Origin of the sequence: Adlercreutzia sp. ZJ304 (assembly GCF_011039075.1) — a bacterium.
GTDB lineage: Bacteria > Actinomycetota > Coriobacteriia > Coriobacteriales > Eggerthellaceae > Adlercreutzia_A.
On record NZ_JAAKEG010000003.1, the window covers coordinates 50,329 to 73,238 of the forward strand.

At 48.3% G+C, this 22,910-nt stretch carries 21 protein-coding genes; 15 read left to right on the forward strand and 6 right to left on the reverse strand.

All coding sequences use genetic code 11. The annotated features are described in order from the left end of the window. The first annotated feature begins 14 nt into the window (after positions 1-14). Positions 15-536 carry an FKBP-type peptidyl-prolyl cis-trans isomerase gene (locus tag G7Y46_RS01750; protein WP_165061879.1) on the forward strand — a complete coding sequence of 174 codons (522 nt, stop codon included), beginning with the start codon at positions 15-17 and terminating at the stop codon, positions 534-536. A gap of 191 nt (positions 537-727) precedes the next feature. Here the strand turns inward: G7Y46_RS01750 and G7Y46_RS01755 are convergent, their stop codons facing one another. Then, positions 728-1,330 carry a helix-turn-helix transcriptional regulator gene (locus tag G7Y46_RS01755; protein WP_165252022.1) on the reverse strand — a complete coding sequence of 201 codons (603 nt, stop codon included), beginning with the start codon at positions 1,328-1,330 and terminating at the stop codon, positions 728-730. Positions 1,331-1,332: 2 nt separating this feature from the next. Continuing rightward, on the reverse strand, positions 1,333-2,019 hold the full coding sequence (locus G7Y46_RS01760; protein WP_165252023.1) for a phosphatase PAP2 family protein: 687 nt from the start codon (positions 2,017-2,019) through the stop codon (positions 1,333-1,335). A gap of 622 nt (positions 2,020-2,641) precedes the next feature. Here G7Y46_RS01760 and G7Y46_RS01765 point away from each other — a divergent pair. Together G7Y46_RS01765 and G7Y46_RS01770 are read left to right on the forward strand one after the other, a co-directional pair. Then, complete coding sequence (locus tag G7Y46_RS01765) at positions 2,642-3,481, forward strand: class I SAM-dependent methyltransferase (RefSeq protein WP_206214157.1); 840 nt, start codon at positions 2,642-2,644, stop codon at positions 3,479-3,481. 464 nt (positions 3,482-3,945) lie between these two features. Next, positions 3,946-4,086, forward strand: coding sequence for an LPXTG cell wall anchor domain-containing protein (locus G7Y46_RS01770; RefSeq protein ID WP_165061890.1), 141 nt, complete (start codon positions 3,946-3,948; stop codon positions 4,084-4,086). Positions 4,087-4,135: 49 nt separating this feature from the next. On the opposite strand, the gene G7Y46_RS01775 is transcribed toward G7Y46_RS01770, so the two are convergent. Continuing rightward, positions 4,136-4,912, reverse strand: coding sequence for a hypothetical protein (locus tag G7Y46_RS01775; protein ID WP_165252024.1), 777 nt, complete (start codon positions 4,910-4,912; stop codon positions 4,136-4,138). Between the two features lie 116 nt (positions 4,913-5,028). Between G7Y46_RS01775 and G7Y46_RS01780 the strand changes: the two genes are divergently transcribed. Both G7Y46_RS01780 and G7Y46_RS01785 read left to right on the forward strand, forming a co-directional pair. After that, positions 5,029-6,243, forward strand: coding sequence for an AGE family epimerase/isomerase (locus G7Y46_RS01780; protein ID WP_206214158.1), 1,215 nt, complete (start codon positions 5,029-5,031; stop codon positions 6,241-6,243). 1 nt (position 6,244) lies between these two features. Continuing rightward, on the forward strand, positions 6,245-7,618 hold the full coding sequence (locus G7Y46_RS01785) for an ROK family protein (RefSeq protein ID WP_165252025.1): 1,374 nt from the start codon (positions 6,245-6,247) through the stop codon (positions 7,616-7,618). Positions 7,619-7,691: 73 nt separating this feature from the next. On the opposite strand, the gene G7Y46_RS01790 is transcribed toward G7Y46_RS01785, so the two are convergent. Then, entirely contained in the window at positions 7,692-9,989 is a 2,298-nt protein-coding gene (locus G7Y46_RS01790; protein WP_165252027.1) for a protein kinase, read from the reverse strand. A gap of 165 nt (positions 9,990-10,154) precedes the next feature. Between G7Y46_RS01790 and serS the strand changes: the two genes are divergently transcribed. The 9 genes from serS to G7Y46_RS01835 all read left to right on the forward strand — a co-directional run bounded on the left by serS (position 10,155) and on the right by G7Y46_RS01835 (position 18,760). After that, complete coding sequence (gene serS, locus G7Y46_RS01795) at positions 10,155-11,435, forward strand: serine--tRNA ligase (protein WP_165252029.1); 1,281 nt, start codon at positions 10,155-10,157, stop codon at positions 11,433-11,435. 2 nt (positions 11,436-11,437) lie between these two features. Then, on the forward strand, positions 11,438-12,391 hold the full coding sequence (locus G7Y46_RS01800; RefSeq protein WP_165252031.1) for a hypothetical protein: 954 nt from the start codon (positions 11,438-11,440) through the stop codon (positions 12,389-12,391). 24 nt (positions 12,392-12,415) lie between these two features. Continuing rightward, positions 12,416-12,850 (forward strand): hypothetical protein, encoded by a 435-nt coding sequence (locus G7Y46_RS01805; RefSeq protein WP_165252032.1) that lies wholly within the window; start codon positions 12,416-12,418, stop codon positions 12,848-12,850. Beyond that, positions 12,847-14,142 carry a PLP-dependent aminotransferase family protein gene (locus G7Y46_RS01810; RefSeq protein ID WP_165252034.1) on the forward strand — a complete coding sequence of 432 codons (1,296 nt, stop codon included), beginning with the start codon at positions 12,847-12,849 and terminating at the stop codon, positions 14,140-14,142. The genes G7Y46_RS01805 and G7Y46_RS01810 overlap by 4 nt, the downstream gene beginning before the upstream one ends. Positions 14,143-14,303: 161 nt before the next feature. Then, the gene (locus tag G7Y46_RS01815; RefSeq protein ID WP_206214159.1) at positions 14,304-15,311 is read left to right on the forward strand and encodes a D-alanine--D-alanine ligase; all 1,008 of its coding nucleotides are present in this window, start codon (positions 14,304-14,306) and stop codon (positions 15,309-15,311) included. A 111-nt stretch (positions 15,312-15,422) separates the two neighbouring features. Then, complete coding sequence (locus G7Y46_RS01820) at positions 15,423-15,968, forward strand: YtxH domain-containing protein (protein WP_165061909.1); 546 nt, start codon at positions 15,423-15,425, stop codon at positions 15,966-15,968. A gap of 9 nt (positions 15,969-15,977) precedes the next feature. Beyond that, the gene (locus tag G7Y46_RS01825) at positions 15,978-16,835 is read left to right on the forward strand and encodes a PRC-barrel domain protein (RefSeq protein WP_165252036.1); all 858 of its coding nucleotides are present in this window, start codon (positions 15,978-15,980) and stop codon (positions 16,833-16,835) included. 40 nt (positions 16,836-16,875) lie between these two features. Beyond that, the gene (locus tag G7Y46_RS01830; RefSeq protein ID WP_165252038.1) at positions 16,876-17,823 is read left to right on the forward strand and encodes an aldolase; all 948 of its coding nucleotides are present in this window, start codon (positions 16,876-16,878) and stop codon (positions 17,821-17,823) included. A 505-nt stretch (positions 17,824-18,328) separates the two neighbouring features. Further along, on the forward strand, positions 18,329-18,760 hold the full coding sequence (locus tag G7Y46_RS01835; RefSeq protein ID WP_165252040.1) for a hypothetical protein: 432 nt from the start codon (positions 18,329-18,331) through the stop codon (positions 18,758-18,760). Between the two features lie 247 nt (positions 18,761-19,007). Here the strand turns inward: G7Y46_RS01835 and G7Y46_RS01840 are convergent, their stop codons facing one another. Then, positions 19,008-19,601 (reverse strand): QueT transporter family protein, encoded by a 594-nt coding sequence (locus G7Y46_RS01840; RefSeq protein ID WP_241157010.1) that lies wholly within the window; start codon positions 19,599-19,601, stop codon positions 19,008-19,010. Positions 19,602-19,872: 271 nt separating this feature from the next. Here G7Y46_RS01840 and G7Y46_RS01845 point away from each other — a divergent pair, with 271 nt between their 5' ends. Beyond that, positions 19,873-20,415 (forward strand): hypothetical protein, encoded by a 543-nt coding sequence (locus G7Y46_RS01845; protein WP_165252042.1) that lies wholly within the window; start codon positions 19,873-19,875, stop codon positions 20,413-20,415. Between the two features lie 590 nt (positions 20,416-21,005). Here G7Y46_RS01845 and G7Y46_RS01850 read toward each other — a convergent pair. Further along, positions 21,006-22,640: a sodium:solute symporter family protein gene (locus G7Y46_RS01850; RefSeq protein ID WP_165252044.1), complete on the reverse strand. Its 1,635-nt coding sequence runs from the start codon at positions 22,638-22,640 to the stop codon at positions 21,006-21,008. Between the last annotated feature and the right edge of the window lie 270 nt (positions 22,641-22,910).

The window sequence follows — 22,910 nt, forward strand, 5'->3', positions numbered from 1 at the left end:
AAGGAGAAATGAACATGCAGATAGGGTCTACAGTAACACTTATTTATACAGGCAAAACTGACGAAGGCGAAGTGTTTGGTTACGCCGATGCTGAAAATCCGATGAAATTCCAAACCGGAATGGATATGGTTATAGATGGCTTTGAGCGCGAAATTCTAGCTATGGAAGGCATTGCTGGCGAAAAAAAGACTTTCACAGTTGACCAATATGATGCCTATGGTGAATATTTAGACAATTTTGTACAACAGGTTCCGCTAGAGCAAGTGCCTAGGGGCAATGTGAAAGTTGGTCAGCGCATATGGATGTCTTCCAGCGATGATGGTGTACCTATGCCCGTTACGGTGCAAGCTGTAGAGAACGGCGTGGTAACGTTTGATATGAATCATCCGCTTGCGGGGAAAGATTTAACTTTCGAAATTGAGATTATCGAAATAGAGGATGCGCCGGAAAACTTTGTAAGCGCCAAGGAAAAAGCTGAACATATGAAACAGCAAAGCAAACTGCTAGGCGGCGATCAAGGCAACGACTTTAGATAAAGATAAAAAGAAGGGACTTCTGTTACAGTCCCTTTGGAAGAGCTGGCTATTTTGAGGCGGCTGAGCGTTCTTCTCTATTCCCAATTTTTACTATTTTTTGAGATTTTGGGAATAGAGATTCGGATTCTCGCATGAATTCCTATTTCGAGAAACGAAAGTAATTCAAAACATGAAATAGCGCCTGCGTCGATCTACTTCTTCTGAGAAATGAAGAAGCCCTTTATCACGAGAAGGGCGAAGCAGACAATTCCTGCATACGGTTGCCTAGAGGCAATGAATGCCACAACACTTACGATTGAGAGAGCCATGCCCGCAGCAAGCAGGTGTCTGCTCCATGTTGGCTTGCCTAAGTTGGTTGCGAGCAGCTCGAACGCACCTTCCAGAACCGTGGCACAGACAAGCGCCACGAACACGGCTTTAAGCCAAAAACTGACACCTGTAAGGTCAAGCAATGCCACCGCAGCGGTAGAATCCGCGCCGTTGCCGAAGATGGGTATGAATAAAAGTACAACAAGGAGCACATCGAGCGCACCGCAAATGAGGGAACGATACCTGCTGGCAAATTCCTTCTTCTCTTCTTCTGCTGCCACGATGATATCGTTTGGACATATGAGCTCGTCTATCGACACGCAGAAGAATCGGGAAAGTTCCTTGAGCGAATCGATGCTAGGGTAGCCTCTGCCGGATTCCCATTTCGATACCGCCGTTCTGGAAACGTAAAGGGCGCAGGCGAGTTCCTCCTGCGTGAGCGATTTGCTCTTCCTTAGCTCTTGCAGTTTCTCGCTGAACTCCATCTTTATACCTCCGTATCCGGCTTGACCTTTCTGCGATCTGCGAATGCAACAGCCGACAGGTACATCATGAACAACCCGATTGCCAGCAGAATAGCCCCAACGATATCCGTTGCCCAATGAACGCCTGCGACCAGCCGCCCGAGTACCATGAGAACCGAAAATGTAGCTGTAAATACCGTTGTGGCACCCCTAAGAACCGAGCTTTTCGCCCTACGGTCAACTTGGTACTTCAGCGTCGGCATGACGCTTAGGACCAAAAGCGTTGTAGAAGAAGGATACGATGCCTCCATCATTGAGTCTATGGGTATGGGACGATAATTAATGGGAATTATCTCGAAGACCACATATCCAAAGATGACGAGGATGTAATAGACGCCCAGCAAAAGAAGATCTGCATCTACTTGAAACAGACTCTTGCGCCTGATCAGCTGCACGGCACCCAGCGCACCGAAGCACAAACAGACTGCGATTGGCACGATGCCAAGCCAATCCGTAATCAGATAAACAAACATATGCACACCCGTCAGTTCATGAAACCACGTATTGAACGTTGCGAAGCCGATGTTTGTCCCGTTCTGACCAATAGGCTGCACGTCTACACATTGGATCAGCGCGGTCCATAGCGCGAAGGCAACCAGCAGCGCCAGCCCTGCAAGCAATTCTCTTCTTCCTTGTGTTTTATTTGACATGCGTGTCACTTCCTTTTGTCAGATTTTGATATGGGACCGAAGGTAGTAGGCATTGGTGGGACCGAAAAGAGCCGCAATGTCACATTGTCGACACGTTCTGTGTCGTGCGCTGGGACCGGGCAGCTGGCACCGTAGTGGCAGCGGGCAGCTGTGCGGGCAACGGAGAATCATATGGTAGTTGGGCTTTGTTGTATCTATGTCATCTCGACATGACATCTAAGATGCTGATATTCCATCTTAGAATGGTAGCAGTCGCGAGAATACGGGAATAAACTTTCCTTGAAGGTATGAAAGATATGATTGGTCAGAACATTCTCTCGCTTGAGGCATTGCGCTTCAACGTGTCGAGGATGCCGTTGCGCAGTTTGAAAGGTTTGGGTGTGCGGTTAGCGAAAGGGTTCCGACCGATCCTGAGTGAGAGGATCTTGACTGTGGGATGTTGCAGCGTTTGTGGAACTGAGCTGGAGAAAGGGTACCTTTTCAGCACGAAGGATGGCGCTTTCAGCTTTGCCGACGAGGTGCCGGGCGCGTTGAATAACGCGCGGAATGCCCCGGGATTCACGGAAGTGACCAGCCTCAAGGTTGGTGGGCGCACCTCTGTACCCGCAGAGATATGTCGGAAATGCGGAACGCTTCTGATCAGGTGTTAGAAGGGATGCGTCAATTCGACACGCTGCTCAGCGCCGAAAGCAGGACCTTGTACATACCCTTGCTTGGCAAGGCGAGCACCAGCAAGCAGGGAATCATTCTTGACGATAAGAAGGCTGAGGAAATCTGTGATTTGTTCGACCTTTCCCTCCCCGCAAGTTCGAGGTCAAAGTGGCTTTCCTACTATATGGCTATGAGGGCGAAGGTGTTCGACGACTGGGTAAGCGATCAGCTTCGTCGTTTTCCAGAGGCTCTTGTGGTGCAGATTGGGTGCGGATTGGACAGCCGATGTCTTCGGGTTGCCGAGCAACGCAGAAAGTGGATTGACTGCGATTTGGCTGGCGTCATACAGGAGCGGAGGCGGTTCTATGACGAGTCCGACACCTACTCGCTTCGGGTGCTCGACGCGACAGAGCCCGATGATTTACTCGGGCTTCCGGTTTCCGATTGCGCGATAGTCGCGCTGGAGGGCCTCAGCATGTATCTCAATCAGAACGAATTGACCATGCTTCTTTCCATTATGCGGGAGAAGTACCCATCGATTCGAGTGCTGATGGATATATACACCAAGTTCGGGGCTCGAGCGTCTCGCATCAAGAATCCGGTGAAAGATGTTGGCGTAGATCGTGTCTACGGTGTGGATGATATCGATGTGCTTGTAAAGAAGACAGGATACGGAGAACTTAAAGAGGTCAGCATGACGCCTGCGAAATTAGTTAATGAGCTGAAGACGCCGGACAGGCAGATGTTTGCTGTGCTCTTCTCAGGGAAATTCGCCAGAAGCGCCTATCGCCTCTACGAATTCGGGTCATAATTGGTTTTTTGCTAAGAGCGATAGAGCGTGCGAACCGCCAAGCTTCGCATGCATCCACTTCACGTCATCCTGCATCCCTTTGAGCATTAACCCTAGGGATAGACCCCCGGGTTTTGTCTTCAGGATTGATAATAAAGCTATTGCGTGATACAAATTCAGGCATATAGACAAAAAAGTGTGTAAGGCTCAGTCCATCGCAAAGGGGTAATGAGTGCTGTTGTGGAACTCTGACCAAACCAGACCGTGTGTTGCCTTCGTCACTTTTCCTTAAAAAACTTTCTGCAAGCTTGTAATTGGGCGTTATGCAATTAATTCTTTGGGCTGTAAGTGCTTAATCGTCCTTCAAGCTAGGCTCAATCTTTTGCAGTTACTTTAGGAAGAATTGCAGTTAGGTTGCAGTTAAGTCTAGAAGTGACTAATTTGCAGCAAATGGCTATTCGGGCGATAACAATGGCGCAAACCGAGTGGTACGTGCGTTGCAATCGTTAGCCCAAACAGGCGATCTTAATGCACCTGTGTTGACGCTTTTGCTTGGTGTGGCGTTTGCAGGCATAGGCGCTGCAGTATTGTATGCATCGAAGCGCCGCCGCGAAAATGATATGTGATAGCAAAAAAGAAAGCCCCGCGGGGCTTTCTTTTTATATATGAATGCGTCTATAGCGTTACGAATGCCTCGGGGAATTGCTTGTTAGCGTCTAACACATCGGCGCTGGTGTCTCCATAGCGCAGCCACTCAGGGTCGGTTTCCTTGCGCTTAATCATGGCGTTTTCCATAATTTCTTTTAGCGCCTTTGTCTTTAACGCATACGCTTCCATTTGCTCTAAGCGCCCATCTAGCTCTATCTGGCGGCGCTTTTCAGCTTTCTCTTCAATGCTATTACCGGGAATAATGGCATAAAAGTCTTCCGCTTCTAGCGTAAGACCAGCATGCGTGGCATATGCCTCTAGCGCAGAATCTTCTTTCAAGCTTTCAATTGTGCGCTCGCGCACATCGACATAAACCTGCTCCACCGATATGCCGCGCTGATTTGCAAATTGCTCTACCGTCATACCTTGGCGCGTTACCATATCTTCTAGGCGATAATTCGCAGCATATATAGACTCTTCCAGAATTTCTGGAGGAATTTCTTCTACAAGACGTGTGGCAAGTTCGCGGCAGATTGCATCTTGGTCTGCCAATTCCTGAACCTCGCGGTTGTCTTTGTACATGTTGTAACGGATGAAGATTAGTAGCTCTTCAACGGTTTTGAAATCGTCAGTGTGCTCTGCTACCCATTTATCGGTTAACTTAGCAGTTTGCCCCTCTTTCGCCACGTTTAATTGCAGCCAACGCAGAGCTGTTTGCTTTACTACATCTTCAGGAATACGCACTTCTTCACATACTGCGTAAACCGGCTCGTATGACGTAAGCGTAAAGCGCGGAGTTGCCATTTTATCGCCCCCAAAATATCGCGAATAACTAAGCAGCTATTGTACAATAGCTGCGACATACCAACGACGGAGAAATGCCTGTTACGTCGTTTCTTCGAGCAATGTTAGGAGGCGCTTTGACCTCGGAAGTTACTACTCAGCTGGTGCAGCGCAGACAATGGATTCGAGATCAGCTGGATAAATGTGTGGCTTTTTGGTTAGAACACGGTATTGATAGCGAAAATGGCGGTGTGTACACCTGTTTAGATCGCAAAGGCGAAATTTATTCCACCGATAAAAGTGTATGGATGCAGGGGCGTTGTGCTTGGACGTTTTCGTATCTATGTCATGTGTATGGCAGCAAACCTGAATGGTTGCACGCGGCGAAAAGCTGTTTAGATTTTCTTGAGGACTACTGCATTAACCGAGATGCGGGTGGCAGGTTGTATTTCACTGTTACTGCCGAAGGGAAGCCGCTTCGTCAGCGTCGCTATAACTTCTCGGAAGGTTTTTATTGCATTGGTAATGCCGAATACTATGGCGTTACTGGCGAAGTAGAGCATCTTCAGCGGGCACGGCGTGCATACAAGCTAATTTACGATTTGAATAACGGTTTAATTGCCGATCCAACAGGTATGGGTCCGAAAACTATTGCCGAAACCCGCGCGGGGCGCTCTCTTGGCGATTCGATGATATTCCTGAACATAATAGGCATAATGCGCCGCGTAGACCCTGCGAATACTGCCGAATACGACCGTCATGCGCGCGAATGCACCGAGCGTATTGTGAAAGAACACTACAGACCAGAACTTGGGTGTACGCTTGAAAGTGTGAACCTAGATGGACAGCCCGAACTGTGGTACACAGCGGGGCGCGTTGTAAATCCCGGGCACGATATAGAGTGCAGTTGGTTTATGATGGATGAGGCGAATTATCGTGGTGATAAGCAGCTGCACAAAACGGCAGAAGATATTTTCCGTTTGGCGATAGAAGCCGGCTGGGATAAGGAATTTGGCGGACTTCTCTACTTTATCGACGCGAAAGGTTTGCCGCCCGAGGCATATGAACACGATATGAAGCTTTGGTGGCCGCATAACGAGATTATGATAGCTTCTTCCAAGGCTTATCGCGATACGGGCGATGAATACTATCTGAACTGGTTGTTCCGCACGCTAGACTATTGCAAAGAGTATTTTGCCGATGACGAATATGGCGAATGGTACGGATATTTACGTCGCGATGGGCAACCGACTATGCCTCCTACGAAAGGGTCTACATTCAAAGGACCGTTTCATGTTCCACGTGCGCTATGTATGACCGAGCAGATCTTAACCGAGATAATAGGAGACTAGAATGAATTACTTGGGAATAGATTACGAGATTAAAAATGTTCCAGTGCTCGACAAAGATTTCATTCCGTTTGGCGTTTGGATGCGCGAATACTTGAAAGGTGCCAAGCATCCAATTGCCATAGCGGTAGAGCGCGAAGATGGACTTATTTCGGTGCGTGAGAGTTTTATTCGCGGACAGGAATTTGCCGAGGCAAATTTGCGCTATGTTGAGCGCCTTATAAAGTTTGAACTGTGGAGCATAGGTGGCTTCAAGGTGTATGTATGCGGATGCGACGACATTGCGCAGCAGCTTGCCGAAATGTATTCGCCTGACGGTGAGCGTAAGTTTGATTACGGCTTTGTGGGTGATGTGTACGAAAAACCGCTGCAGGTTGTGGCGGTGTCGAAGGAAGATTTCCCTGCGGCTAATGAATCGGCCAAGCAGATAGGCGGACATATGGATGGGTGCCGCATTGGGTTTGATGCGGGCGGCTCCGATCGCAAAGTGTCGGCTGTGGTAGATGGCGAGGCTATCTATTCTGAGGAAGTTGTATGGTTTCCAAAGGTAACGGAAGACCCTGAGTATCACTTTAACGAAATAGTTACCGCCTTCAAGACGGCAGCTTCTAAAATGCCGCGCGTAGATGCGATAGGCGTGTCTTCTGCTGGTACTTTTGTGGGGAACAGCCCTATGGTGGCATCATTGTTTATTAAGGTGCCGCGCGATCGTCGCGAAGAGGTAAAAAGCATTTACGACCGTGCCGGTGCGGAAATAGGCAACGTGCCCTTAGTGGTGGCAAACGATGGCGACGTTACAGCGCTTGCTGGTTTTATGAGTGCTGGTCAAGGCTCAATTTTGGGCATTGCTATGGGTACGTCTGAAGCAGTTGGATATGTTAACGCTGAAGGCAATGTGTTAGGGTGGATAAACGAGCTAGCTTTTGCGCCTGTGGATTTGTCGCCTAAAGCCATGCAGGACGAATGGTCTACCGACTTTGGTGTGGGTTGCAAATATTTCAGCCAAGATGCAGTTATTAAGTTGGCACCGGCTGCGAATATAGTGCTTGATCCGGAACTGTCACCTGCTGAGAAGCTAAAAGTGGTTCAGGCGCTAGCGAACGAAGGAAATCAGGATGCTCTTGATATCTATCGTTCAATTGGTTGCTATTTGGCTCATACGCTGGTGCTGTACAGTCAATTCTACGAGATAAAAACTTTGCTGGTGTTGGGTCGTGTGGCTTCAGGCGATGGCGGCGATTTGCTAATAAGCGAATGTAATCGCATTTTGGCTGAGGAATATCCCGAACTTGATGCCCAGATAACTGTAACGCTTCCAGACGAAAAGATGCGTCGTGTGGGTCAATCGGTAGCGGCTGCTAGTTTGCCCGAGCTGTAAGTTAGCAAAGTTCGGCGTTACTGCTTGGCGCTGCCTGTTTGGTAGTTGGCTTTTGCTGTTCTATATATTGCCGCTACCATTCGCCATCTTCTAGGCGAACGCGGTCGGGCACTTCCAGAATAGCCAGTATGATTCCTGCGCCACCGCATACTATGGCAGCTATTAAATTGAACATCATTAATGGCGCATTCGAAAGAAAAACATTTGCTATGCTGCCGCCTATAATCAGGGCGGCAGCTGCGCATGCGCCCAGTATGTCGAACAATTTTGTGCCCCGGCGACATAGAAGCGAGAAAGCGCCTGCTGCGGCAATCCAGCTAACCGCTACAAGCCATGTTGCGGGGTTTGATACGGTTAACAGCAATGTTTGCGTTATGGTGTTTCCGGCAATGTCGGCGTTTGCTGCTGTCAGTACGCTTGTCATTACATCCCACATTCCAAGGTCGCCCGTTCCAAGGGCTGCAAATGCTATAGCACTAACTACTGCAAATCCTGCTGCTGCCAGTGCTTCCCGAACGTCTAACATAACGGCTGCCATAATAGGCGATATGGCAGCAAAGCCTACCGCGCCAAACAGTGGCTGCAGCATTGTGGCAAGACACATTTCATCGCTGCTTCTTCCGAACAGCCACCACCAAGCGCCGGTAACTACAAGCATGATAAATCCTAGTGCCCATGCGTGATTAAAAAGTAGCATTATGCTAAACGCAGCATAAGCGACGGGCATACCAAAGCGCGGTTTCCACGCGCATAATCCTGTTAGTACAACAAGAATTGCCCAGAAGGCTGGGGCGATGCTGCTTAGAAGCCCAAGCGAATCCGATATGCTAAAACGGCAATTTAGAAGCGAAACCACGCCCATCATAGCGCCTGCTAGCCCTGCGAAAGCATGCATTAGAATAGAAGATCCGCGCTTTCCTAGTTTATCTATCAGGGGTACGCCGTCGCCAAAAGCCTCGCGCTCGCTATCTGCGGCTTCTTCTGCCTCGTTTTCGCCTTCTATCACTTTAGCCAGCTGTTTTTTGCCCGCTTTAGCATCTCCGAGAAGCGCAGACATGCCACTTGCGAACTGTTTTACCGTGTCGAAACGCCCTTCTGGTTCTGGGTCTAGCGCTTGGAAGATCATATCGTCCACCGCCTCATCTATGTCAGCCCAACACTGTGATGGCAATACAAGCTCGGCGTTTTCTATTGCGGCTTCGGCTTCGCGTAGTGTTTTGGCGCGGAAGGGGTTTTGACCCGAAAGCATTTCGTAGGTAAGGCTGGCAAGTGCCCATTCGTCGGTGCGAACATCCAGCGCGCGGCGGCGCATTTGTTCTAGTGGCATATAGCCTATTGTGCCGCCACCAGTAGTGCCGTGCCCTCCTGAATCCATTAGGGCAGACAGACCGAAATCGGCTACTTTAATGGCACCTTTTTTGCTGATTATTACATTTTCAGGTTTTATATCTAAATGTAGCAGTTTCGCGCTATGTGCTACTTCCAATGCGTGGGATACCGCTTCGAATACGGCTGCAATTATATCTAGCGTTATATCGTTTTGCAGGTCGTTCATTATGTGGGCAAGCGTTTTGCCTTCTACGTATTCCATAATTACATAGACGAAATCGCCGTCAACCACGCAGTCGTACACGGTGACAATATTGGGGTCGTTCAGGTGTGCGGCAGAGCGCGCTTCGGTAAGACCCGGTATGTTGTCGTAGAAAGCAGGGTCTAGGCTGTTAGCCTCGGGCGCGGCGGCATTGTGTTCGTTGCGAAAGTTTGCGCCGCCTGTTGTTCGCCGTTTTCCGCGCTTGTTTTGCGTGCCGATAACTGGCAATACGGGCGATTCCGTGCCATCCACAATATTAATTACCGGTAGGTTTTTATCAGATTGACGCGGTTCTACAGGAATCAAATCGTCCAAGTCTATCTTCACGCCGTTGCCATCTACCGCATCTATTTGCGCGTTGCCTGCGCCGTTTATTACACCGGGAAGCTGCTCGGCTAGTGCGGCTACATCATTGTCAGCTGCATTTCCTATTGGCGAAAAGATAGCGCGCTTTGTTTCTGTTCTTGCCGCACGTGTGGCGCTTGGCGTGCGTGCGCGTTTCGCTTTGCGCTTGTCGCGCTTGTCTAAGAAAGATGGGTCTTCGGGAAGATCGGCGCTGCTTGTTACCTGCAAATCGTCTGGAAGTATGGCACCCGGGCGTACTTTCATGCTAGCTTGAGCGCGTGCACGTTCCAAATCGTCTGCTGATATTTCAATTTTCTTGATAGCTACATCGCGTTTTAACAGAGTGTCGTATGCGTGAAAAACCGTAGCGTAACCACCACGACCTGCGCGTTCAATTACTCGATACCTATCTAAGATGACTTGCTGGTTTAGCATTCAATCCTGCCGCTGTAGTGTGTTTTACCTGTATTTAGTGGCTGTTTCAAAGTATATGCTACCATAGCCGCCGCTCTATGGAAAAGTACAGCAGCCGCATAGGAATCAAGGAATGGCGGCGCGTTGCGATATACTAGGTCGGTTAACTATTTTAAGGAGTTTAGCATGCTGGATGTGAAGTTTGTTCGCGATAACTTAGATGCCGTATGTACTGCGATGAAAAACCGCAATACGTCTTTTGATGCAGATTTGTTTAGTGCGCTAGATTCCAAGCGTCGAGAAGCAATTGCCAAAGAGGAATCGTTGCAGGCTGAACGCAATGCCATATCAAAGCAAATCGGCGGCATGATGAAGGAAGGGCGCACTGACGAAGCTGAGCAGGCGAAAGAGCGCGTGCGCGTTATAAATGAAGAACTTGACCGGGCGGCTGAAGTTCGCGAGCAAATAGATGCCGATTTGCGTAACTTGCTGCTAGCTACTCCTAATATGCCCGATACCACAACACCTATCGGTGCAGATGAAAACGATAATCCGGAGGTGCGTCGTTGGGGCACGCCTCGCAACTTCGATTTCGACTATAAGCCGCACTGGGATTTGGGAAGCGATTTGAACATAATCGATTTCGAGCGCGGCGTGAAACTTGCGGAAAGCCGCTTTTATGTATTGGGTGGTGCAGGCGCTAGGCTTGAGCGCGCATTGATTAGCTTCATGCTTGATCAGCATACAAGCCGCGGATATAAAGAATGGTGGGTGCCGGCGCTGGCAAACAAAGATACGCTTACAGGCACCGCGCAGCTTCCGAAGTTTGAAGAGGATTTGTATAAGACAACTGAGGGGCTATATCTAATTCCCACAGCTGAAGTGCAGCTGACAAATTTGCATGCTGGGGAAATCTTAGATGCTAAGCAGTTACCGCTGCGCTACTGCGCATTCACGCCATGCTTCCGCGAAGAAGCGGGCAGCGCGGGGCGTGATACGCGCGGCATAATACGTGTTCACCAGTTCAGCAAAGTGGAAATGGTGAAGTATGCTACTCCTGAACAAGGGTGGGACGAACTTGAAAGCATGGTAGCCGATGCCGAGAATATTCTTCAGACGCTAGAGTTGCCGTATCGTGTTATAACGCTGTGCACAGGCGATATAGGATTCTCAGCCGCAAAAACTTACGATGTTGAAGTATGGATGCCAAGTTACAACGGCTACAAAGAGATCTCTAGCTGCTCTTGTTGTACCGATTTCCAGGCGCGTCGCGCGAATATCCGCTATCGCGATCCGGAGAATTTCAAGGGAACACGTCTTGCATATACACTAAACGGCAGCGGTCTTGCTGTGGGTAGGTGCATGGCGGCAATTATAGAAAATTATCAAAACGCCGACGGTACAATAACTGTACCAAAAGCGTTGGTGCCCTACATGGGCGGCTTAGAGGTTATAAAGTCTGAATAGAAATGCTAGCCTCCACGCGAACAAACGCGGAGCAACCCAAAGATGCCGTCGATCAAACTTCGGTTATGGTGGCGTTGGAAGAAGATGCGGGCGACATAGGTGATTTGCCGCCCGATGTTGGCGCCGATGAAGAGCAGTCGGAAGATTCTCAGGGTTCTTTGCCGCTAAATCCTGAGAAGCGCAAAGAACACATAGACCGCATAAATCAGATAGAGCGCAGCCGCAAAAAGCGCCATCGCAAAAAAATAATACGCCGCATCATGTGGGTCATAGTGTTTGCGCTAATAGCTGCTTTGGTGGCATCTGTGGCTCTGTTTAGCGTTTTTCGATGGTACACATTTGATGATGTTGCTGATATGGTGGGCACATGGCAGCTTGAAGGCAGCGGAATGCAGGTGGAAATTAGCGACACAACAATACGCTTGAATGAAGATGTGGCGTATAAGTATTCAATTAATCCTACAGACAAAACGATATCTTTCAAGTTTGGCAATATGGCAGGACAGGGGCGATATCGTTTTTCGCTAGACCGCCAACAGCTTTCTATAACCGATGGCGAATTCGATTTTTGGAGCACGCTTTTCGAGGACATTCCATGGACGGTAGCTGCGTTGTTTAGCGAATGGTTTGGAATGGGACAACTTACGCCCGGTATTGGCGATGGTGTTACAGCCCTTACGAAGCCGCTGGATGTGCCGGCGAATGATTCTGCAGCGAATGACACCGGTGCGTTAGATCCTACATTAGACGGTCAAAATTCGGGACAAGAAAATGGTGCCTCAGATGCGACGAATGCTAGCGATGCGGATGGGGCAGGTGATTCGTCAGATGCCGATAGAGCGGCTAATCCCGATGAAAAAGGCGACGGATCGCATTCTGAATCTTCCGATGATTCGGCTAGTTCCAATGTGCGCGATGTTGACGCATTAGATGTTCCCTCCGATGTGAGCGCATAGGCGCACAATGTTAGGCTGCTAGCGGTGGAAGATTTTGTCAACATTGAATCTGTGGTAGTTGGTGAAGGTCGGTTATCTTTAGAAGTTGTGCTGGCACCGGGCATTCCTCATACTACTGATGCGCGCATGGCGAAGATGGCATGTTGCCGCTGTTCGGCGCTGCCGATTCACACATGCATAAACAAAGCGGGTCCAACATTTGGTAGCGTTATTGACCGCACGTCGCTTCCACATTTGTTGGAGCATTTAATCATAGATGCGCAAGTGCACAATTCTCGCACTAAGCCTTCACAAAGATTTGTGGGAACTACAAATTGGGTTGATGAGGGGGCGGGGCGCGCTCATATTGAAGTAAACTTCTATGATGACCTAATAGCATTGCGTGCTGTGAAGGATGCGGTCGCGGTTTTGAACGATATACTTTCTGAATACGGAACAATAAGAGGCGGTAGACAATGACTGCGCATTTGGAATTTGACAGATCAGACGACAAGGTTGCTAATCGCATACATAAGATGCGCTCGTCTCCGGTGCGCGACTTGTTTAGTGCCGCTACGCGCGACGACGTTATTTCGCTTTCGGGTGGCATGCCCGATGTGCGCTTGTTGCCGGTTGAAGAAGTTGACCGCGCCATTGAAGCGGCAATGCACAGCCCAAAAGACCGCGCAGAGGCGCTGCAGTATGGCTCGACCGAGGGGCGCCCCGGCATGCGCAGCGTGGTATGCGACTTAGTTCGCGATGTAGGCATACGCTGTAAACCCGAGAATGTGCTGCTAACTTCTGGTGCGCAAGAAGCGCTAGATTTAATAGGTAAAACATTTATTGATGCAGGCGACATAATTATTACGGAAGGACCTACATATTTAACTGCTTTGCAGGCATTTTCAGCATACGAGCCTGAAGTTCACTTTGTGGAGTGCGACGAAGGTGGCATGCGTATGGATTTGCTGGAAGCCGAACTTGAGCGCATAGGACACAATAACCCTAGGCTGAAATTTGCGTATGTAATTCCCAATTTCCAGAACCCTAGTGGCGTTACTATGACACCCGAGCGCCGTCGGCGTTTGGTTGAACTTTCGCACGAATACAACTTCATAATTGTGGAAGATGATCCATACGGGCGCATTCGTTTTGAAGGCGGTCATCAAATTCCATGCAAAGCTTTAGATGATGAAGTTGTGTATCTGGGCACCATTTCAAAGATATTTGCACCCGGATTGCGCGTGGGCTGGGTAGTTGCACCGCGGCATGTGTTGTCAAAGCTGTCGTTGGTAAAGCAGGGGACCGACTTGTGCGGTAGTTCAATTGACCAGTCAATTGTGCAGCATTATTTCACCGACACACCATGGCAGCGCGTGCTGCAGAAGTTTATTAGCGTGTATACCGAGCGCCGCGATGCTATGCTGGCGGCGCTGGAAGAATATTTTCCGCCCGAAGCTACTTGGACGCATCCGGAGGGCGGTCTGTTTATTTGGGTAACGCTGCCAGAATACGTAGATACGGGTAGCATGCTTGCCGAGGCGCTGGACGCAGGCGTTACATATGTGCCGGGCGATTCGTTCTATCCGAAGGCTAGCGGCGGCAAGAATTGCATGCGTATTAATTTTAGTTACGAAAGTCCGGAGAATTTGACTGAGGCTATTCGTCGCTTGGCAGAGGTTATAGAACGCAGGCTAGAGTTATACCGCGTGTTTATAGATGCCGGCGCTATAGATCCTAGTCGCGCGCCCATCAATGTTCATATGCGTTAACAATAGCAATCAAGTTAACTGTTATTGCTTTGCTTTTGGCTAATACTTAATAGTTCGCTATTAATTTACGAAAAAGGTGCACGCGCAATTTGCCGAGTGATATTTGAGCTAGAATGAAGAAAGAAACACCGATAAACTCGATTTGAGAAAAGGGTGCTGGTATGGGTTTGAAGGTTGCGGTTCTGATGGGCGGAAGCTCTTTCGAGCGGAAATTTTCGCTGGAAAGTGGCAAGCGCGTGTGTGATGCGCTTGAAGAAGCGGGTCATAAGGTTATTCCGCTAGATACGGTTCCCGATTTAGTTCCCACGCTTCGCAGCGAAAAACCCGATGTTGTGTATAACGCGCTTCACGGCAAGCACGGCGAAGATGGCACAGTACAAAGCTTGTTGGAATTTTTGGGTATTCCGTTTGTGGGTTCGCCTGCAAGTGTTTGTCATCGCGCCTACAATAAAGATGCGCTTCATTCCAGCGTGCAAAAATATCGCGACATAACAGGGGATACAGGTGTGGCAAGCTGGCCTCAGGGTATCTTTGTGGCGCGCGATGCTTTTAAGGATATGGGTGCGGCTACAGCGCTAGATTTGGTACCAGAGCGTGTTGCCGGTGGTTTTCCTGTGGTGGTGAAGCCGGCTCATGGTGGAAGTGCACTTGGCGTGCATAAAGTGCACGATCAAGAGCATTTAGGCGAAGCTGTTTTGGATGCGCTTTCCTACGATGATGCGGTCAATATTGAGCAATGGGTCGATGGCGTAGAGGTGTCGGTATCTATTTTGGGAAGCGGCTGGGATGCTCACGCTTTGCCGCCTGTGGAAATAGTGGCTCATGGTGAATTTTACGATGCCGAAGCGCGCCTGAACGATGAATTGGTCGATTTCCACTGTCCGGTGCGGCTGGAATCGCTTTCGCCTGATATTGAACAGGCGCAGGCTATCCGTGCCGAAATTGAACGTGCGGCACTTGAGGTATATCGCGCTTACAGTGTGCGCGATTTAGGGCGTATCGACCTTATTTGGGATGGTGCGCAAGCGAAATGCTTTGAAGTGGATGTGTCGCCCGGCATGACTTCTCATTCGCTGTTCCCAACATCTTGCGAAGCGGCAGGTTTGTCGCTTACAGCTGTTATGGATGAATTGGTGAATGTGGCTGTAAGTAGAGCTCCTCTTTTCTAACTGGAACTTTACGAATAAGTTTCCAACAGATGTTTTAGGTACATTGAGGCGTTTTGATAGGGTTCTAGTACGTATAATGCGGGCACGGTTCGAAAATGCTAGGAGGCAGCAATGAACAAGTTTATGTATTTCATAGTTGGTGGAGCTATCGGTGCTGTTGGCGCGCTACTATTTGCGCCGCGTACTGGCGAAGAAACGCGCAATATGGTAGCCGATTATGCTGGTAGTGTTGCAAATGACGCTCAGGCTCTCGGAGCTAAAGCAGCTGAAAGTATTCAAAGTGGCGTACAGCAGGTAACTGAAAAGGGTCAAGAAGCATTCGATAATGTACAGAATGCTGCTGGCAATGCTGCAAATGCTGCGGTTGATAAAAATGATGAACTTCGCGCCAAGATTGAGGCAGCACGCGATCGTATTGCTGCTCAGGTAAAACAGAATGCACAGGAAAGCGCTGCTGCTGTTGAAGGTGAAGCTCCCAAAATTGCCGACAAAGCTAAGCAGGCTGTAGACAATGCTAAGGCTGCTGCCGCTGGTGCTTTAGGTAATGCGGCTGATGCTGTAAAAGGCGCTGTGGACAAAGTTAGTGCTACAGCTCAAGATGGCGCTAAAAAAGTTGATGAGAAAATTGAAGAAGCCGAAGAGAAATCTAAGAAATAGCCTAGTCTTATGAACAAACAGCTTGAAAGCGGCTTGCAAAGCGTTAGTGCGCTTACAGGTAAGCATGTATGGATGGGTCGTCTGAAACAGGGCGACTCAGATGCCATAAAGAAGGTGGGCAGAGTACGCGCGTGCGTATTCCATCCAAAACAGAAGCGCTGCGTTGGGTTGCTCGTGAAGCGTCCCGATGTGGCGCTTATGTTTCATAGAGCTGATATGTTTGTGGCGTACAACGGTTTCGATGTGGTCGATGGAAACATAGTAGTACGCGAGGGGTCGCAGAATATCGACAAAGGTGCATGTAAAAGGCTAGGTGTGAACCTAGACGATTGTGTGCTGTGGCTTGGTCTTGCGGTCATGTGCGAGGACGGCACAGATTTTGGCATAGTAGGCGATGTGCTGTTTCACCCGGAAACCGGCGCTATAGAAACGCTGGTGGTTAGCAAGGGCGCAACGGCTAATACATTGCTAGGTCAACGAAACATACCCGCAAGCGCTATTCGTGGTTTTAAGCGCGGTATGGGTACTCAGCTATACGTCTCAGATGACGATGATTCTTCGGCGCTTGGGTGCATTTTGGTAGACGATTCCGTGAAAGAAATTGATGTCAGCGGTGGCGTTGCGGAGAAAGCCGGAGCAGCAACTGCTGTAGCTGCCGACAAGGCACAGCGCGTAGTGAAAAAAGTTAAGCCAAAGGCACAAGAGGCAATTGACAAGGCAAAGCCTACCGTACAAAAGGCATCAAAAGCTGCCGGTGCTGCGGTCGATAAGGGTGCATATGTTACAGGCAGGCAGTTTGGTCGTGCCACTGGCATGTTTGGTGCCTTCAAAGACGAATTCGACAAGGCACTACATTCCGACGAATAGTACAATGTTGGCGTAGGAAATCACCTAAAGAGGAGGCATAATGCCTAAGATTACTGCTGCTGACGTTCGCGTCCCTATGGATGTTCCCGCGGAATCGCGCGATGTGTACATCTCGAACTTCCTAAAGGCTACCCGCAATACCGGACGACTAATGTTGTTTGCGTGCGACCAAAAGGTCGAACACATGAACAAAGATTTTTATGGTGAAGGTATTGATGAAGCCGATGCCAAGCCTGAGCATCTATTCCAAATAGGGAATGAAGGTGTTATAGGTATTTTGGCAGGTCAGCGCGGTCTTGTTGCGCAATATGCGGCTGATTATCCAGATATCAATTATCTAATAAAGATGAACAGCAAGACTAATTTGGTTAGCACCAAGCAGGAAGATCCCTATTCACCACAACTGACCGATTTAGAAGCAGTACTTCAGATGCGCGAAAACGGCGTAAACATTGTTGGCTTGGGATACACAATTTATTTGGGTAGCGAATACGAGGCAACTATGATGGCAGAGGCTGGGCAACTTATTGCTCAGGCGCACGAGCAAGGGCTTCTTGTAGTGCTTTGGATTTATCCGCGCGGCAAAGCAGTAACTGCTGAAAAAGATCCAGATCTTATTGCTGGTGCCGCTGGTGTGGCGCTATGCTTAGGTGCCGATTTTGTAAAGGTGAACCCGCCAAAGCCAGAAGACGGACGCACTCCGGCACAGGCTTTACATGTTGCCAGCATGGCAGCTGGGCGCACCGGCTTGGTTTGCGCAGGCGGCTCTACTGTAGATGCAGAAACATTCCTAACACAGCTGCATGACCAGATTCATGTAGGTGGCGCATGTGGTAACGCAACAGGGCGCAACATTCACCAGCGCAGTTTAGATGAGGCTACTCGCTTAACCAAGGCTATCAGCGCAATTACGCTGGCTGATTACAGTGTTGAAGATGCTCTGGAAGTTTTCGAAGGCAAAAAGCAATTCAGCTATAGCGATATTTAAGCTAAATAGCGCTAAATCATACAAGAATCAGAAGGGGTTACGTTCAGAAGCTACGCAGCTTTCACGTCGCCCCTTCTGGTTCTTTTTTTTTGACGCAATATGTATGCCCGACGTATGAAATCGGAAGGACTATGTTCAGAAGCTTTCGCAGTTTTCATTTCGCTTCTCCGCATCGCCAGAATCTGCGTGAGAACTGTGTCTTTTCGATTAGAGTATTTACTCATTATTTACAAAATTTTCGGCAAACCACTTTTCCCCATTGCATAGAAATTCGCTAATCAGACGTATGTTTTCGGTGCGATCCTTCATGCGCTCAAAATGATTTATAAGGTCTTATTAGTGATTTGGCTACTGGTTATACATCAGAAGACTTCACTAAAGCAAAATTGCAAGTTCTTGTTCACTCGTCGATTCTTTGGATGCGGATTGCGCAGAAGATAGGTTGCTTTCATCGTTAATACTTATATCCGTGTATGGCAATAATTTATAGTACAACGCATACAATATGCTAGGTCTGTATAATATAGATATGAGATACATAACAGACATACATGCATTAAATCTGCCTTGTTCTCTTGGAACTACTGGAGATTGGCATCGCTTTGGTATTCAATGGAAAGAACCCCGTATGCTTGCTACAGAAGATCTGCCTTGGGGTACATGGGGCATCGAGTGCGACAGCGATGCCAAAATACCTGAACACGAAAACGAAAGATTCAGTGTTGCCAATCATGTGCGCGCTATAGCAGACATGATTGCGCTTGGAAGATTTTCTGTGGCGCAAGGTTCAAGCGAAGATTATCTGGATGGACACGATTACGACGAAGAAATAGTAACCCATATAGCTATGCTGAAAGATACAGACAACTGGGATGATATTTCTCGATTCATGGAACAAGAATACGGCGAAACTTGGACGCGGGCAAAAAGCGTATAGCTATTCAGGAACACATCAGTATGCAACATGAATCTGAATGCTGATTGAATTCTTAATCTGAACACCCGTCCAGATTAAGAATATGCATGTCTATATTGCGACTGCAATCAGCCCGAAAATCACGCCTATCTAAACAACCTCGATATCGAAAAGTGGCATGGCGGTTTTGTGCATAGGTATTTACAGCATAGAAACATCATTCACCTGATGCGCGGTCAGGTGAATGATGTTGGCGATCATGCATTCTTTAATCGATGCGCTGAAAACGCTGCAGAGCCTTTAGAAGTGGCATTCCAAGCACGTATATAACCAGCGCTTCTCCTATACCGGTGGCTATAAGACCGAATAAATACATTGGTAAATATGCGCCGTCTAAAGCAATATTAGTAAATGGTATGGTGTAAAAACCTAATCCCTGCAAAAGCAACGGCAAATACGCAGGCACTATAAGCGCGTTAGCAAGCACAAAGCACCCTATTGCCAAAGCCGGACGCTGACGTAATTTCCAACACAATATAGAGCCAATAAGCGTAGCAGTACTACCAAAGACAACATCCAATAAACCCAACGCACCGGTTCCACTTACCACCATATTCACCAAATTGGCTATTACGCATCCTACTGTAAGCCCGGGAATAGCGGCTGGGGTTAGCACCGCAACCACACAAACAGCCTCAGAAATACGAAATTGCACCGGACCCCAAGCTAGCCCCTGTAACAGCAATATGCAGATTAAAGTTGCAGCAGCATAAAGCGCTGCAATCATGCCGGCTTGCGCAATATAGCGCGACCTAGGCATATTTGCGATCTTGGTTTTGGACATAGTTACAGAATCGTTCATGATAACTTCCTTTCCACGCGGCAAAGCCGGGGCTATGGGCAACTAATAAAATCGTGCAAGCAGGGCCCATCGGTGCAAGCACGTTTGGCATTATAAAATAAAAAGACCTTAGGAATGAACTGAATCCCTGACTGTTGTCCAAGGCAGCAAGAATATCGGTGCAGTACCTGTAAATCAGATCAGCACCTCCTGCAAGCTCCACCTTAATCTATTGTCCATAGTCGCCTACAATTAACTGCAAAAGTAGGCGATTATATATTTAGGACGACTCATGCTGCTCACGTACAAAGAAGCGAATGCCCAAAGCGGCGGTCAATATGGCTTAAGGCAAGCTGTTAAGTCAGGAGAGATTAGACACCTCGCAAGGAATCTCTATGCGACTGAGGCATCTGACAGCATCTTGGGCTCTCTTGCCAAGCTCTATCCTAATGCAATCGTGACGGGTCCTACGGCGCTGTACCTCCATGATCTTATAGATCTTCCACCTGAACGCATCGACGTGGTCACGAAGCGCGGCGGCACCGAGATCACAAATCCGGCGATCCGGCAAAGCTACATTCCCCAAGAATGGCTGCAGGTGGGGGCTACTACCATTACCTATGATGGGGTTGAGGTGAATGTGTTCGATCTTGAAAGAACGCTCCTTGAACTCATGAGGTCGCGCAATAAACTACCCTACGAGATCTATAGAGAAGCGGTTAACTCGTATCGCAAACTTATAAATCGGTTAGATGTCTACAAACTGGAAGAATATGCTGACCTCATTCCGCGAGGGCAATCATATTTCAACCGGGTGTTAGAAGAGGTGTTTTAATGAATCTGAGCGAGATAAGGCGCAAATACGAGAGTGCTGGTTATAGCGAATTCAACTCATCCGCATACTAGTTCAAAAAAGTTAGAAAAATGGTCAAAACTTCCGGCTTTCCATGGTCATAGCGCCACATGGCTAACTTGAATTATGGAGAACACTGGGCAAACAGGGTTCTTCAATTCTATTTTGATTCGTAATTGGCGTAATTTGGCATTATAGACTGTGGAAAGTCGGAAGTTTTGACCATTTTTCGCCTAAAAAGTGACGAAGGTAACACATGGTCTGGTTTGGTCAGAGTTCCACAACAGCGCGCCCTATCCATATGCAATCGACTAAAACAGGCACACTTTTCTGCCTATATCCCCCAAGATGTCATTCTAGATAGGATATCAAGATCTCCGATAAGCAGAAGAGTTACGATAAAGGGCGGCGTTCTCATATGTGCTATCTCTGGCAATCAGAGACGTGCAACGCAGGATATCGATCTCGATTTCATACGTCAGGCATACATATTGCGCCAAAAGAATCAGAAGGGGCGGAGTGAAAGCTGCGCAGCTTCTGAACGTAACCCCTTCTGATTCTTGTATATCTCATTAGCTCGAACGAACTATATTAATAGCTTCCTGCACTTCTGGTGCTATATCTTTGTCATCGACGGAAACGGATTTGCCGGCAGCTATGGCTTCTGCCTCTTGTGCGGCAATTTCGGCTTCAAATTCCCTGTCTGATGCCGACAGGCGCGAAGGCGGATCAATTGGGAATTCTTCAGCAGGAGTAATTAGGCTTACTAGTGGCACAACTATAAGAGACAGTATCATGCACAGTGCGCCGCAATTGATAGGGCTGGCAATAAGGGGTGTACCCGCAAATCCCATTATCATGTTCACGGCTGTAAGACCTACGCCAATAATAAACGAGCACCATACTGCTGCCTTTGAAACCTTCTTCTTGTATAGTCCCCACAAAAATGGTCCCAAGAAGGCGCCAGCCAGCGCGCCCCATGAATATCCCATCAGCTGAGCAATAAATACAATAGAGGAATGGTATTGCAAAAGCGCAATGCCCGCAGACACAGCAATAAATACAACCAGCAATGCGCGCATGCTAATCAGCTGCTTTTTTTCGTTCATATCTTTTACGAAGTTGTCTTTTATAAGGTCGATTGTAAGTGTGGATGACGAAGTTAATACAAGCGAACTAAGGGTAGACATACTAGCGGAAAGCACAAGCACAATAACCAAGCCAATAAGGATATCGGGCAGCGTGGACAACATAGTGGGAATAACCGAGTCATAAATTGGCGTTCCATTGGCTGCGTATTCAATTTGGTTTTCATATAAGCGCCCAAAGCCGCCTAGGAAGTAGCTTCCTCCTGCTACGACAAAAGCAAATAGCGTAGAAATAATAGCACCTTGTTTTACCGCTGGACCGCTTTTAATAGCATAGAATTTTTGCACCATTTGCGGCAAACCCCATGTGCCAAGCGATGTAAGAATAACCACACCTAGCAGGTTAAACAAATCGGGACCGAAGAAACTAACGAATGGTCCTTGCATGGCGCTGCCATCTGCGGGTATTTGCGAAAGTTGCGTAATGGCTTCGCTGAATCCGCCGTTGCTCATTATGACTGCCACTATAACTGCTGTTATGCCAATTAACATAACGATGCCCTGTATGAAGTCGTTCATAACCGTTGCCATATAGCCGCCAATAACAACGTAGATGCACGTAATTACCGCCATTCCTATAACGCACACATCGTAGGGCAGCGCAAATGCCATACCGAATAAGCGCGAAAGCCCATTGTAGACGCTAGCAGTATATGGAATTAAGAAGACGAATATGATAGCCGCTGCAGCAATTCGTAATGCTTTGGAATTGTAGCGCTTTCCAAAAAATTCCGGCATAGTTTGCGCGCCAAGGCGATGCGTTATTTCGCGCGTGCGTGGACCTAATACCCACCACGCCAAAAGGCTGCCAAGTATTGCATTGCCAATGCCAGCCCATGTGGCTGCTATACCGTATTTGAATCCGAATTGTCCAGCGTAGCCCACGAAAACTACTGCGCTGAAATAACTGGTGCCGTAAGCGAATGCACTCATCCATGGACCCACTTTGCGCCCGCCAAGCACGAAGCCATCAACCGTTTTTGTGGTTCTATTGCAGTAGATTCCTACTCCTACGGCAATAGCCACAAACACGAGCACCAATAATATCTTAGCGACCATTTAATTCTCCTTGATTTTGAAACTTTGAAATGAACAGTGTAAGAATGAAGGCGCACGCGGCTTTTGCATGTATCCGAGCATAAAAAATGGCCCGGGGCGAAAACCCGCGTGCCATCAATATCGGTAAACCAAATGAGGAGGAGTGCTAACACAGCATTCAGCCATGTGTTCACTCATAACAGCACAAGCTGTTTCGCAGATACATTTTTGGGCAAAATGCTGCGTCATAATAGCGCAGTTGCCCGCAAACATAAATTCTGTATTTCCTGC

Excerpts from the sequence above, each read along its gene's own strand:
- G7Y46_RS01775 (WP_165252024.1), bottom strand. The coding sequence starts at position 4,912 with ATGGCAACTCCGCGCTTTACGCTTACGTCATACGAGCCGGTTTACGCA.
- G7Y46_RS01840 (WP_241157010.1), bottom strand. The coding sequence starts at position 19,601 with ATGAACGATTCTGTAACTATGTCCAAAACCAAGATCGCAAATATGCCT.
- G7Y46_RS01790 (WP_165252027.1), bottom strand. The coding sequence starts at position 9,989 with ATGCTAAACCAGCAAGTCATCTTAGATAGGTATCGAGTAATTGAACGC.
- G7Y46_RS01755 (WP_165252022.1), bottom strand. The coding sequence starts at position 1,330 with ATGGAGTTCAGCGAGAAACTGCAAGAGCTAAGGAAGAGCAAATCGCTC.
- G7Y46_RS01760 (WP_165252023.1), bottom strand. The coding sequence starts at position 2,019 with ATGTCAAATAAAACACAAGGAAGAAGAGAATTGCTTGCAGGGCTGGCG.
- serS (WP_165252029.1), top strand. The coding sequence starts at position 10,155 with ATGCTGGATGTGAAGTTTGTTCGCGATAACTTAGATGCCGTATGTACT.
- G7Y46_RS01815 (WP_206214159.1), top strand. The coding sequence starts at position 14,304 with ATGGGTTTGAAGGTTGCGGTTCTGATGGGCGGAAGCTCTTTCGAGCGG.
- G7Y46_RS01750 (WP_165061879.1), top strand. The coding sequence starts at position 15 with ATGCAGATAGGGTCTACAGTAACACTTATTTATACAGGCAAAACTGAC.
- G7Y46_RS01800 (WP_165252031.1), top strand. The coding sequence starts at position 11,438 with ATGCTAGCCTCCACGCGAACAAACGCGGAGCAACCCAAAGATGCCGTC.
- G7Y46_RS01830 (WP_165252038.1), top strand. The coding sequence starts at position 16,876 with ATGCCTAAGATTACTGCTGCTGACGTTCGCGTCCCTATGGATGTTCCC.
- G7Y46_RS01765 (WP_206214157.1), top strand. The coding sequence starts at position 2,642 with ATGCGGAACGCTTCTGATCAGGTGTTAGAAGGGATGCGTCAATTCGAC.
- G7Y46_RS01835 (WP_165252040.1), top strand. The coding sequence starts at position 18,329 with ATGCTAGGTCTGTATAATATAGATATGAGATACATAACAGACATACAT.
- G7Y46_RS01825 (WP_165252036.1), top strand. The coding sequence starts at position 15,978 with ATGAACAAACAGCTTGAAAGCGGCTTGCAAAGCGTTAGTGCGCTTACA.
- G7Y46_RS01850 (WP_165252044.1), bottom strand. The coding sequence starts at position 22,640 with ATGGTCGCTAAGATATTATTGGTGCTCGTGTTTGTGGCTATTGCCGTA.
- G7Y46_RS01845 (WP_165252042.1), top strand. The coding sequence starts at position 19,873 with ATGCTGCTCACGTACAAAGAAGCGAATGCCCAAAGCGGCGGTCAATAT.
- G7Y46_RS01810 (WP_165252034.1), top strand. The coding sequence starts at position 12,847 with ATGACTGCGCATTTGGAATTTGACAGATCAGACGACAAGGTTGCTAAT.
- G7Y46_RS01785 (WP_165252025.1), top strand. The coding sequence starts at position 6,245 with ATGAATTACTTGGGAATAGATTACGAGATTAAAAATGTTCCAGTGCTC.
- G7Y46_RS01820 (WP_165061909.1), top strand. The coding sequence starts at position 15,423 with ATGAACAAGTTTATGTATTTCATAGTTGGTGGAGCTATCGGTGCTGTT.